General features: G+C 64.6%; 10 protein-coding genes. 1 reads left to right on the forward strand and 9 read right to left on the reverse strand.

Annotated elements, in window-relative coordinates; all coding sequences use genetic code 11:
- Positions 1–5 precede the first annotated feature (5 nt).
- The 9 genes from MJ8_RS12605 to MJ8_RS12645 form a co-directional block, all read right to left on the reverse strand.
- Positions 6–1,232 carry a flavin-containing monooxygenase gene (locus tag MJ8_RS12605; RefSeq protein ID WP_201414665.1) on the reverse strand — a complete coding sequence of 409 codons (1,227 nt, stop codon included), beginning with the start codon at positions 1,230–1,232 and terminating at the stop codon, positions 6–8.
- Between the two features lie 59 nt (positions 1,233–1,291).
- Entirely contained in the window at positions 1,292–1,870 is a 579-nt protein-coding gene (locus MJ8_RS12610; protein WP_225248237.1) for an OsmC family protein, read from the reverse strand.
- Between the two features lie 247 nt (positions 1,871–2,117).
- On the reverse strand, positions 2,118–2,366 hold the full coding sequence (locus MJ8_RS12615) for a DUF1127 domain-containing protein (protein ID WP_201414667.1): 249 nt from the start codon (positions 2,364–2,366) through the stop codon (positions 2,118–2,120).
- A 203-nt stretch (positions 2,367–2,569) separates the two neighbouring features.
- Positions 2,570–3,727, reverse strand: coding sequence for an ABC transporter ATP-binding protein (locus MJ8_RS12620; RefSeq protein ID WP_201414668.1), 1,158 nt, complete (start codon positions 3,725–3,727; stop codon positions 2,570–2,572).
- Positions 3,720–4,862 carry an ABC transporter substrate-binding protein gene (locus tag MJ8_RS12625; RefSeq protein WP_201414669.1) on the reverse strand — a complete coding sequence of 381 codons (1,143 nt, stop codon included), beginning with the start codon at positions 4,860–4,862 and terminating at the stop codon, positions 3,720–3,722. The genes MJ8_RS12620 and MJ8_RS12625 overlap by 8 nt, the downstream gene beginning before the upstream one ends.
- The gene (locus MJ8_RS12630) at positions 4,859–5,701 is read right to left on the reverse strand and encodes an ABC transporter permease (protein ID WP_201414670.1); all 843 of its coding nucleotides are present in this window, start codon (positions 5,699–5,701) and stop codon (positions 4,859–4,861) included. Before MJ8_RS12630 ends, MJ8_RS12625 begins: the two co-directional genes overlap by 4 nt.
- Positions 5,702–5,714: 13 nt before the next feature.
- Positions 5,715–6,593 carry an ABC transporter permease gene (locus MJ8_RS12635; protein WP_201415407.1) on the reverse strand — a complete coding sequence of 293 codons (879 nt, stop codon included), beginning with the start codon at positions 6,591–6,593 and terminating at the stop codon, positions 5,715–5,717.
- Between the two features lie 340 nt (positions 6,594–6,933).
- Complete coding sequence (locus tag MJ8_RS12640; protein ID WP_201414671.1) at positions 6,934–7,377, reverse strand: nuclear transport factor 2 family protein; 444 nt, start codon at positions 7,375–7,377, stop codon at positions 6,934–6,936.
- A 67-nt stretch (positions 7,378–7,444) separates the two neighbouring features.
- Positions 7,445–8,503 (reverse strand): class I SAM-dependent methyltransferase, encoded by a 1,059-nt coding sequence (locus MJ8_RS12645; RefSeq protein WP_201414672.1) that lies wholly within the window; start codon positions 8,501–8,503, stop codon positions 7,445–7,447.
- Between the two features lie 172 nt (positions 8,504–8,675).
- Here MJ8_RS12645 and MJ8_RS12650 point away from each other — a divergent pair, with 172 nt between their 5' ends.
- A complete protein-coding gene (locus MJ8_RS12650) occupies positions 8,676–12,530 on the forward strand; it encodes a BTAD domain-containing putative transcriptional regulator (protein ID WP_201414673.1) in 3,855 nt (1,284 codons plus the stop codon).
- Positions 12,531–12,603: the final 73 nt, after the last annotated feature.

A 12,603-nucleotide genomic window follows, 5' to 3' on the forward strand; every position in this document is an offset into this window, starting at 1 on the left:
GTTCCTCAGGCCGCCTTGCGGCCGTTACGATCGAGATGACGGGAGATTTCCGCGGCGATCGCCTCGGCATCCGCGCCGACGCCGCCGATGAAGTTGGAGTCGCGCTTGCGCAGGAAGCGGAAGCCGAGCGCATAGAGGCCGGGCACGCTGGTGATGCCGCCCTGATGCGCAAGCTCGCCATTGGCGCCGAGCGCCAACGGCTCCAGCCAGCCGAACGAGCGCGCATAACCTGTCGCCCAGATGATGGTGCGGATCGATCCGTCGGTCAGCGACAGCCGCTCGCTCGCGGCCGATGGCAGCGCCACTCGCTCGGGCCGGTATGGTGTCGTGGCGCCGGCGAAGCGGTCGATTTGGTCGAGCAGGCGCGTCTGCTTCGCATCGGCCGCCGCGATGTGCTGGCCGAGATCGCCGGCGAAGGCTATCGCGCGGTCGCTGGCGCCCTGCACCCGCCCGGTCAACTCCACGCCGAGCGCCTGCAGCGTGGCGAGATCGACATCGGCCCTGTCCGGTCGGCCCGCGAGCTGCAGCGATGGCTGGCTCCGGGCGCCTTCGGGATTGGCCAGGTCTTCCAGGCGCTGCGCCATCAGGCCCATTGCGCAGAGCCAGAAGAAGATATCCTGGCCGCGCCATGTCCTGGGCAGGCGAGTATGCTTGCCGACCGAAAGCACCACGCGCCGCCCGGCGCGGGCGAGCTCGTCGGCGATCTGCACGCCGGAGGACGAGGCGCCGACGACCAGCACGCCGCCACCCGGCAGCTCGCCAGGCGAGCGATAGTCCGAAGCGTGGATGCTGAGCGGTTCGCGAAGCGTCTCTCTCGAAAAAGGGATGACCGGCCGGTCGCAATGTCCCGTCGCGACGACGACCGCGCGTGCCGACCAGTCGCCGGCGCCGGTGCGCAAGGCGAAGCCGTCGCTGGTCCGCTTGGCGGCGAGAACCTCGACATTGGTCTCGACGGGCGCATGCCAATGCCAGGCGTAGCGCTCCAGGCTTTCCACGAAAGCCGCTTTGCTCATGAAGCCGTCGGGGTCGCCGCCCTTATAGGGCGAGCCGGGGAGCGCATTCAGCCAGTTCGGCGTGAGCAGTCGAAGCGAACGCCAGCTCTGCGAGCGCCAGCGCTCGCCGATGCGGCCGCGCTCCAGCACGGCATGGTCGATGCCGGCCTGGCCCAGGCAATGGCTGAGTGCAAGGCCGGCCTGGCCCGCGCCGATGATGACGACGTCCGCGCGTCTCATGGTTCATTCCGGTGGTAGGAGGGGAGGCGGCCCGGATCGGCTCCGGGCCGCCCGCGGGCTTACTGGATGGTCTTGATGCCGACGGTGACCGGCACCCCCTTGGTCAGCACGTCGAAGACCGCCGAACGGGCGCGCGACTGCTCGACCAGTTGCTTGAGCTTCTCGGCCGGCGCATCGCCTTCGATCTCGAACGACACTTGGATGTTCTGGAAGCCGTTGCGGACCTCGTCGGAAATGCCGAGGATGCCGCGCAGGTCGATGTCGCCGTCAACCGAGCACTTCACCTTGCTGAGCTTGATGCCGCGCGCGGCGGCGATATTGGCGACGCCCGCCATCAGGCAGCCCGCCAGCCCGTGCAGCAGCCACTCGACCGGGGTCGGCGCATTGTCGGCGCCGCACAGGATCGCCGGGTGGTCGGCATCGGCATAATGCGGCTTCTCGTGCTTCTGCTCGTTGCCCGCGCCGAAGAAGCCATTCATGACAGTCTTGCTGTGCGTGCCCTCGATCCACTCATTGTGGGCGCGGAACTGGAACTTCGCCAGTTCCGGCTGCCCGGCGACGAAATTGATCGTCGCCATCAGGTTCGGCGTGTCGACGCCATTGAGCGGAAGCCGTGCAGGTTTGGTGTTGGGTTGCATCTTCATCTCCAAAAGGTTCGTTTGCGGCTTGGTTGCCGTGACGGCCTCTGTTTGCCGACGCAGCGTGTGAGCGAGAGTGGGTGCGACCGTGGAATTTTTCATACGCCTACCGTGGAAATTGGTGTTTGACGTATCGTTTGAAACGGTATGGCCCACGCCGGAACCGAATGCGCCGAAGCGATAAAAACCGGGCGTTGGGAAGCGCACGGCGCCTGTCGACGGCCTGGCCATGCCCCGCCCTGGGCGGTCATCTGACGTTGCCGATATCCATCCGGTCGGTGTCGGACGCCGCGTAGCGCATCGAGGTGTAATGGTCGATTTCCGAACGGGCGATACCCATGTCCTTGAGCAGGTAATCGGGCATGGCCTGCATGGCGGCGCGGTCGCTGCGCATCCTCATCGCGCGGTAGAAAAGCCTGAGGGCGCGGATGGCAAAGTCGATCGGGCCGCCGCCCGATCGGCTGGTTTCATTCGCGGTGCGTTCCAAACTCGTCATCGTCGTCTCCATCCTTTGCGGCGCGACCGTTCGCGTCGTCGATGGGATGACCTGTGACTTATAGGCGGGGGAGCCAGCGTTGGAACGGGCGTCGAAATTGCCGTGGAAATCGAGGTTTGCGACTGACGCCTTGCCGGCCGCGCGTCGATTGGAACCGGGCCGAGATCGTGGTGACCGCGATGCTTTGCGGAGGCGTTCTGACCTTAGGAAATCCGCCGTCCGTCCTCATCCAGCAAGACGCAGTCGTCCGGGTCGAAGCCGAGTTCGATTGCTTCGCCTTCGCGCAGAACGCGGCCGTCGATCGCGGCATTGGCCCGGATGTTCGTCTTGCCGCCTATGTCGACCTCGTAGATGGCACTGCCGCCGAGATAGGAGGCCGACACGATCCGGCCAGGCAACCGGTTGGCGCTCGCTCCACCGACCGACAGTTTCTGCGGCCGCACCACGACGGTGACGGCACTGCCTTGCGCCAGAGGTTTGGGCGCCTGCACATTCACCGTCTGGCCGCTGGCCAGGGCGACAAGTATCGGCCCGTCGGATCGGCTCACGGTGCCCGAAAGCATGTTGGCCTTGCCGAGGAAGTCGGCGACGAAGGCGGTGGCCGGCCGCTCATAGACCTCTTCCGGTGTGCCGATCTGCTCGGCTGAGCCCGCATTCATCACCACGATGCGGTCCGACATGGAGAGCGCTTCTTCCTGGTCATGCGTGACGAAGATGGCGGTGATGCCCGTCTCCTTCTGGATCTTCTTGATCTCGACGCGCATCTCCTCACGCATGTTCGCGTCAAGCGCCGAGAGCGGCTCGTCGAGCAGAAGCACCTGCGGCTCGAAAACGATGGCGCGCGCCAGCGCGATGCGCTGCTGTTGGCCGCCCGACAATTGCGAGGGCAGTTTCTTCTCGCTGCCCGGCAGCCGCACCATGTCGAGCGCCTGGCTCACTTTGCGCTTGATCTCGGGCTTGGCGACGTTGCGGTATTTCAGGCCGAAGGCGACATTGTCGAACACGGTCTTGTGCGGGAACAGCGCATAGCTCTGGAAGACAAGGCCGATGTTGCGCTTGTAGATCGGCACGTCGTCGACGCGCTGGCCGCCGATCATGATCTGGCCGGCCGAGATGTCGACCAGGCCGGCGATGGAGCGCAGGATCGTTGTCTTGCCACAGCCCGAAGGGCCAAGCAGCGTGACGAAGCTGCCCTTGCGGATCGACAAAGAGAAATCGCGCACGGCAACGAACTTGCCATAGGCGATGTCGATGTTGCGGAACTCGACCGCCGGGCTGTTCGCCCCGGCGGCCGCGCTCGCACCTTCCGCCCCGGCCGAGGCCGGCCGGGGATGGGATAGCGTGTCCTGGCTGTCAGGCACCTTTCGAGATCCTGTTCCACTGCTTGGTCCAGGCGTCCTCGTTGGTCGCCCAGTAGACGGGATCGGCGAAGGTCAGCGCCTTCATCGTGCCCGTCGGGTCGAAGGCCGGAAGCTTCGCGATCTTGTCGGTGAGCTTGACCTTGGTCGGGTCGAGCGACGGCGGATAGCTCTGCCCTTCGGCCACTGCGATCGAAGTCGCCGGGTCGAGCATGAAGTTGATCAGCTCCTCGCACTCGGCCATCGGCGAGCCTTTCAGGATGAGCATGTCCTCCATCCAGGCATAGGAGCCGGCCGGATCGAGATAGCCGATCGGGTGGCCCTGATCCTGTAGTGCCGCGACGCGGCCCGACCACGCGTCGGTCACCACGATCTCGCCCTTGGAGAGCAGGTCCATCAGCTCGGCGCCGGAGCTCCAGAACTTCTTGGCGAGGTCGCGCGTCTCGCGCACCTTGGCCCAGATCGTGTCCATGTCCTTGAGATTGTTGGGATCCTGTCCGGTGGCGAGGGCCGCGTACCAGACGCGCGTCGTCATGTCGGAATAGCCGCCCACCTTGCCGGCATATTTCTTGTCGAGCAGCAGTGCCGCGCCCTTTTCCTTCGCTTCCTCCGGCGAGATCACCTTGGTGTTGTAGGCGATGCCGGTGGTGCCGTAATCGTAGGGCACGGCCGACAGTTTCGGTGTCAGCTTGCGGAACGGCTCGATCATCGGCTGCAGCACATTCACCATGTTGGGAATGTTGGCTTCGTTGATCTCCGAGGTCAGGCCGCCATTGACATATTTGATGTAGTAATTGACGCCCGAGGAGTGGATGACCTGGTAGTCGCCGGGCTTCGCGGTCTTGATCTTGGTGATGATCTCGTCCTCGTCGCCGAACGTGCCCTGCACCACTTTGATCTTGGTCTTGGCCGTGTAGGGCTGGAAGGCGAACTTGTCGATCGCGTCCTGCACCGTGCCGCCCCAGCCGTCGAAGCGGACTTCTTCGACTGCGGCGAGCGCCCGGCCCATCCACGGCATGGAAAGGCCCGCCGATGCGGCGGCCGCCGCCGTCAGCGTCAGGAAAGTGCGGCGGCTCAGATCGCCGTTGGCATACCGGTCGTGCAGCCGTTCCAGCCGCTTGGTAGTCGTCAGTTTCATCGTGCTTCCTCCTTTGGTTCGCCGCGTCTCTTCAACTTGGTCAGGCTCTGCAGGATCACGCCGCCGATCAACGGGATGCCGACGGTCACCAGGATCATCACGGTGCCGAGCGCGTTGATCTCCGGGCTGATCGAAATCTTGAGCATGGAAAGGATCTGGGTGGGCATGGTCTCGACACCCGCCGGCCGCCAGAACAGGCTGGCCGAGGTGTTGTCGAACGAGATGGTGAAGGCGAGCAGCGCGCCGCCGACGACCGCCGGGATGAGCAGCGGCAGCGTGATCTCGCGGAAGGACGAAAAGCGCGAGGCGCCAAGCGACAGCGCCGCCTCCTCATAGACCCGCCTTATGCCCACCATGCGCGCCTGCGCGATCAGCACCACATAAGGCACGGCTAACAGGATATGGCCGAGGACGAGAAGCAGCATGGTGCGCGGCTGGTCGATCGCCTTGATCAGCACCAAGAGGCCGACGCCCAGGATGGTTTCCGGCACCAGCGCCGGCAGGATCACCAGCGTGCTCAGCGCCTGCTTGCCGCGGAAGTCGAAGCGCACCAGCGCGAAGGCCGTGGCGACGCCGATCGCCGTGGTGGCTATCGCCGTGACGAGCGCGATCCACAGCGAGGTGCGGAAGGCGGTCAGCACCGCGTCATTGTTCATAAGCTTGGCGTACCATTGCAGCGAAAAGCCGGTCATCGGAAAGCCGCCGAACATCGAGGCGTTGAACGACAGGATGACGGTCGCCGCGATCGGCGCGAACATGAAGATGTAGACTAAGAGCGTGACGAAACCGGTCAGCCGCCAGGCCCATTTGCCTTCCTTGTTCGGTCGTCCAGCCTTCATCCGCCCAATCCCATCATCCACCAAGGCCCTTCACGATCTGCGACATGCCCATGTAACGGGTGTAGATGGCGGCGAAGAAGCCGAGCACTAGGAACAGCACGATGGACAGCGTGGCGCCCATCGGCCAGTTCAATTCGCCCATGATCGTATCGTAGATCAGGTTGCCGAACAGAGCGTCGCGGCCGGAGCCGAGGAGCTGCGGCGTCACATAGCTGCCGGCCGCCAGCACGAAGCAGAGCAGCAGCCCCGCCGCCAGCCCCGGCAGGGAGAGAGGCAAGGTCACCTCGCGGAATGCCTGCGCGCTGGTGCAGCCCATCGAGCGGGCCGCGGAGATCAGCGTGCGGTCGATGCCCTCGAGGCTCACATAGACGTTGAGGATCATGTAGGGCAGGAGGAAGTGCAGCAGCCCCAGGATCACCGCGCCCTCGTTGTAGAGCATCGGCAGCGGCTCGCTGATGATGCCCATCTTGAGCAGCGCCACGTTGATGACGCCCTGTTCGCCCAGGATGTTGATCCAGGAAAAGGTGCGGATGGTGAAGCTGATCCAGAACGGCACGATGAGCAGGAGCAAGAGCAGCCACTTATGCCTGAAGCTCGTCGCCCAGATGAAATAGGCCGGGAAATAGCCGAGCACCCCGCACAGCAGCGCGGTGATCGCACCGACCCTCAGCGTCTTCAGAAGGAAGCCGGAATAATAGCTGTCGGTGAAGAATTCCTGCCAGTTGGCGGTGGTCAGCGCGCTGCTTTCGACGCCGGCGGTGACGAAGGTGAAGAACGTGTAGGCCGCCATCACCGCGATCGGCAGCACCAGGAAGAAGATCAGCAGCAGAAGCACCGGTGCAACCAGCATCCAGGCCAGGCGTGGATCGTACAAGGTCCAGCGATTCTTCATGCGCACCCGAAGGTAGGCGCCTTCTTCGAGGCGCTTATGTTCCCGCAGTGAAGATTGTTTCATTGCCACCGCGATGTCTACAGGCGCTGGCCCAAATTCGATTCAGCCAGGGCCAGTCGAACGCTGGAGCCCACCATTACGCCGCCGGACGTCCGATACGGCGCGAATTCAGCCTTAGCGCTTGACCGTTGGCGCGCGCTTGCGGGCGGCTCCATTTCTGCCTCCATGAAGACTTGGCGGGCCGTTCCAAGCGCAAACTGAGTGGTTCTCGGTCGATTGAATGGAGTGCGAGCCGGCGTTTGGCGCCGGCTCTGTCCGAATTGATCTCGAAGATGCGCGATCAGTTCTTGGCCGGCTTCGGTTCGGCGATGAAAGCGAGCGTCAGGTAGGCGATGTGGCCGTCGCGGACCACGAAGGTGTCGGCGCCGAAGGGATAGCGGCCGGATGGCGTGTCGCCCTGCCAGAGGAAATAGGCCACGGAGCCGTTTGCTGTGAATTGGCCGGGCGTAAACGTCGCGCCCGGCGCCGAGAAGCTCTTCACGAATGCTGTCAGCAGTCCACGCAGGTTTTGCATCCCGCTGATCGGCGCCTGGGCGGGCAGTATCACGACGGCGTCGTCGGTGAATGTCTTTAGCATCGCCTCGACGTCGCGGGCGTCCCAGGCCTTCAGATACTGCCTGACCGGCGCTTCGCTGGCGGCGTCACCGGCCATTGCGACCGCTGGCACACCAGCCGTTGCGACAAGCACGGTGGCGGCGATAAGCATTTGCATCAATCTGGTCATCGTTCTTCTCCTTGCGTGGTGGATTTGCTTCTTGGATGTTGCCGTGGCGGCAGCGAATGCCGCGGTTTCAGGGGCGCGCTTCGAGGATCATGTTGAATGGCGTCTCGGTGGCGCGGCGCAACTGGCTGAAGCCGCCGGCCTTCGCCACCTCGCGCAGCCTTGCCTCGCCGGCCTGGGCACCGAGCGCGAGGCCGACCTCCTGGTCGAGCGACGTCGGCGTGCAGACCATGGTCGAGCCGGCGTAGTAAATGCGGCCGACCGGGTTGAGGTTGTCCTCCAGTCGATCGCCGGCGAACGGCTCGATGATCATCAGGGAGCCGTCCGGCGCGATTGTCTTGCGCACATGCTTCAAGGCGCCCACGGGATCGCCCATGTCGTGCAGGCAATCGAAGAAGCAGACGAGGTCGTAGCCATCGCCGGTGAAGGTTTTGGCGCTTTGAATTTCGAACGTCGCACGGTCAGCGACGCCGGCCGCGTCGGCGGCCTTGCGTGCTGCTTCGATCGAGCCGGGATGGGCATCGAAGCCGAAGAAGCGCGAGTTGGGAAAGGCTTCCGCCATCAGCAATGTCGAGACGCCGTGCCCGCAGCCGACATCGGCAACGATCGCTCCGCGTTCGAGCTTCTCAACGACACCGTCGAGCGCCGGCAGCCATTCCTGCACCAGGTGATGCAGATAGCTGGTACGGAAGAAGCGCGCGGTGCCGCAGAACAGGCAAGGATGCCGCTTGTTCCAGCCGACGCCGCGGCCGGTGCGGAAGGCGTCTTCGACCTTGTCGCAGTCGAGCACCGTAGCAGCGACGATGTCGCCGAGCGCGGCCATGAAGACGGGGCTGTCGTCGTCGGCGAAAACGGTTGCCTGTTCCGGCGCCATCGAAAACCTGCCGGAGGCGGCGTCGTATGTGACATATCCTGACGCTGCCTGGGCTGCCAGCCACTCGCGGATGTAGCGTTCGGCGGTGCCCGTCCGTCCGGCGAGTTCCGACGGGGTCATCGGCCCGCCGTCGGCGAGCGCCTTGTAGAGACCGAGCTTGTCGCCCAAATGCACCAGCGACGCGTTCATCGCGGCGCCGATGTCGTCAAGCATCTTGCCGAGAAAGGCGTTGAGTTTGTCCTGATAGACTTGCATTTTGATCCTCCTTGGTGAGTCAGCCGGCGATCGCTGGCGTCTTGGGAGGGTGGTTTAGCGGGGTGCCGTCAAAGAAAGTCGCGGCGAGCGTCAAAGCCTCGTCAAAAAAGATAACTGTCATCTTTTGTCCGCCCGTGGGCGCCTCTATCCTGCACCCGTAGGGTGAAGCGCGATGGCGAAGATCCGGCTCAGCACCTTCGGAGGTCTTCAGGTCTTCTCACCGGAAGGCCGGCAGATCGCGGTTGCCTCACGCAAGGCGCAAGCGCTGCTCGTCTACCTCGCCATGGCTGGAGGTCGCCCGCAGTCGCGCGACAAGCTGGCCGCATTGCTGTGGGAGGATCGTGGCGAGGCCCAGGCGCGGGCAAGCCTGCGCCAGGAACTTCTCGTGCTGCGCAAGGCCCTCGGATTGAAAGGGTCGGAATTGGCGGGGGGCTCGGGGGAGGGGATCGTTCTCGCCCCTGATTGTCTCGACGTCGACGCGCTCCAGTTCGAGCAACTGATGGCGGCCCGAACACCGCAATCCGACGAGCAGGCAGCGGCGCTCTACCAGGGGCCGTTCATGGAAGCCTTCAATCCGAAGGCTCCGGCTTTCGAAAGTTGGCTCGCGGCTATGCGTCAACATCTTAACGAAATGGCCGTCAAGGCGCTGACGGCTTTGTTGAAAAACCGGATGGCGTCCGGCTCGTCCGCGCCGGCGCTCGAACTGGCGCTGCGCCTGCTGCCGCTCGACCCGCTGGAGGAAAATGTCCATCGGGCATTGATGCAGCTTTATGTCCGGCAGGGCCGGATCGGCGCCGCCCTTCGGCAGTTTCACGTCTGTCGCGAGATACTGCAGCGCGAGCTCGGCGTGCGGCCCGAACCGGAAACCGAGCAGATCTATCAAGAGATTCAGCAAAGGCGGCGCGAGCAGGACCGGCCCGGCGCTGCCAACCCTGCTGAAGCGGCAAGGTCTCCACATCAGGAGCCTCAGACCCCCGGCCCAGAAGCTGCCATCGTGCCGGAGCCGACCGGACCGGCATCGGAATTGCGTCAGCTCGTCGTCATGTTTGTCGAGATGGGCGACCTGTCAGTTCTCGCCGACGAAGACGATCCTGAGCGAGAGCGGGACCTCTCCGCGCGCTTCGCAGACATCGTTTACAAGGCCGTCGCGGACCACGCGGGGATGGTCTACAGGCAGCTCGGCAGCACCACTATTGCCTTCTTCGGCTTGCCGGTTGCCCACAGCAACGATGCGCAACGCGCATTGCAGGCTGGCCTCGAGATCGTGGGGGCGGTTCCGGCGACGGAAGACCGCATTCCTCCGGCCCGGATTGGATTGGCGAGCGGCCGGTTGCTGGTCACGAGACTCGATCGAGATGGCGCCGGCACGTTTAGCGTAACCGGCGTTGCCATCCATCTGGCCGGCGCACTCGCCGGAGCGGCGGATGCTGGGGAGGTACTGCTCTCGGACGCCGTGCACCAGTCGGTAGCGCACCTCGTAGACCGCGCCGAACGCCGCTCAATCGTCGCCCGGGGCTCGGAAAAGCCGATCGGGGCTTGGCGGCCGGCTGGCCTCTCATTCGAGGGTGTCGCCAAAACCGCCTTCGTCGGCCGGCAGGTCGAACTGGCGCAGTTTGCCGGCGCCCTGAAGGCGTGCCTCGATACCGGGCGGGGGCTCGTCGTGCATGTCCGCGGCGAAGCCGGAATCGGCAAGACCCGGCTGGTTGAGGAGTTTCAGAAGCTTGCCGTCGAGCAGGGATTCGAATGTCACACCGGCCTCGTTCTCGACTTCGGCGCCAAGCGCAATGCAATCCCGGCTCTCGTCCAAGGTCTCGCGATCGAGCCGCGCATCGGCGTTGACAGCGGCCTCGTCGACGCCGATCTGGAAATCCACCTTCACCGGTTGATGCAGCATTCCTTGTCCGAGGGCCAGCGGGCGCTCTATGACGCGATGGATAATGCGACGCGCGCCAAGGGGCTGGAACAGACGCTGTTGCAACTGGTCGGGCGCGCAAGCGCTCGCCGGCCGCTCGTCCTGATCGTCGAGGACGTGCAGTGGGCGGACGCCGAGACATTGGCGCAACTGGATGCGCTTGCCGCCTCGGCAAGCACGGGACCAGTACTCGTCGTCACGACTGCCCGAACTGAAGAAGAACCTTCCGACCCGGCCCGGCAAATGCGGGCCGGCGATGGGCCGAGGCTTACGTTGGATCTCGCACCGCTTTACCGTCAGGAGGCCTTGGCCATGGCGGCCAAGTTCCTTGCGCCGACCGATGTCTTCGCAATCAATTGCGTCGAGCGCGCTGGAGGGAATCCTCTCTTTCTCGAACAACTGCTTCGCGGCGGCGACCGGGGGCCGGACCGGTTGCCCGACACCATCCACAGCGTCGTGCTTGCCCGGCTGGACATGCTGCCGCCCGGCGACCGTCACGCGCTGCGCGTTGCCGCTGTGCTCGGCCAGCTTTTTGCGCCCGATGCCCTCGGCCATTTGCTGGGAAATCCCGGGCAGGACTGCAGGGCCCTGATCCGGCGCGGATTTCTGAAGCCCGTCGGCAACGACCTTCTGTTCGCGCATGCGCTCGTGCGCGATGGCGCATATCTGTCTTTACCGCGGATGGAACGCCAAGCGCTGCACCGCCGCGCCGCGCAGTGGTTTGCCGAGCGCGATCCGACCATGCGCGCCGAGCATCTGGAACGGGCCGAAGACCAGGCCGCACCCCAGGCTTTCCTCGACGCTGCCACCAGCGAGAACCGCGCTTACCGCTATGGGCGAGCATTGGAACTGGTGGAGCGCGGCCTGCGGCTTGCGGGGGATAACGAAACCCGGTCCGCGCTCCTCTCATGTCGCGGCGACATTTTGCTAAACCTCGGTCGCACCGGCGAAGCCGGCGCCGCATACAACGAGGCGCTGGCCCTGGCGGACGGCGAGCGCGGACGCTGCCGGGCGCTGCTCGGTGCCGCAGCGGTCAAGCGCATAGCCGACGATGTTGACCGGGCCTTGGCGGACGTACAGGCCGTGGAAGAGATTTCCGAACGCTCCGAGCTGGACGAGGAAGCCGCCCGCGCCCACTTCCTCCATGGCAATCTGCTATTTCCCCGCGGGGACATCGACGGCTGCCTGGAGCACCATCGGTCAAGCCTCGAACTCGCGCGACGGGCAGGGCTTGCCGAGATCGAGGCTGCATCGTTGGGTGGCATCGGCGACGCCCAATATATGCGCGGCCAGATGATCAGCGCGCATCGGCAGTATCGGTCATGCGTGGAACTCGCCGAACGCAATGGCTTCGGCCGGATCGCGGCAGCGAACCGCTCGATGGTCGTGGCGACCAGCCTCTACATCGGCGACATCAATAGCCTGCTCAGTGAGGCGCTGGCGGCGATCGAAGCGTCGAGGAAGATCGTCCACAAACGCGCCGAACTGATCGCGCATATGAACGCCTACCTCGCCTGGTCGTCATTGACGGAGTTCGACAGGGCGTTGGATAGCGCCGAAGCGTCCCTCCGCCTGGCCCGCGAGATCCAGGCGCCGCGGTTCGAGGCGGAGGCTCTGGCGTTTCGTGGCGACGTGCATCGGTTGGCCGGCCGAAAGGGGCGGGGCGTCGCCGACCTGGAAGAAGCGTTGCGCGTCAGCCGCCGCACCGGGATGGCGTATCTCGGCCCTTGGTATCTCGGCCTTCTAGCCGTGGCCACTGATGATCCCGGGATACGCGCCGCTGCCCTGGAAGAGGGAGAGGCGATCCTGGCTTCAAATGCGGTGAGCCACAATCATCTGCAGTTTCGCCGTTACGCGATCGACGCTTGCCTCGCCTGCGAGAACTGGGCGGGAGCCAGCCATCACGTGGATCGTCTCGAGGCGTTCACCGCAGCCGAACCCTTGCCCTGGGCAAATTTTTTTGCGGCACGCGGCCGTGCGCTGGTAGCATACGGCTTAAAGCAAATTTCTCCTTCCTTGCAAACGGAGCTTCGAAGAATGTCCGCAGAGGGACGGCGGCTCGGCCTTATCGAAGCTACCCGACCGATAGATGCCGCTGTCGAAGCGCTGGCTTAACTGCGTAGCGAGAGAATAAGGCCTGGGTCGACTGGCTCGACGGCGCGGAGCCGGCGCGCGCTACGGTCGGAGC

The organism is Mesorhizobium sp. J8 (assembly GCF_016591715.1).
Taxonomy (GTDB): domain Bacteria; phylum Pseudomonadota; class Alphaproteobacteria; order Rhizobiales; family Rhizobiaceae; genus Mesorhizobium.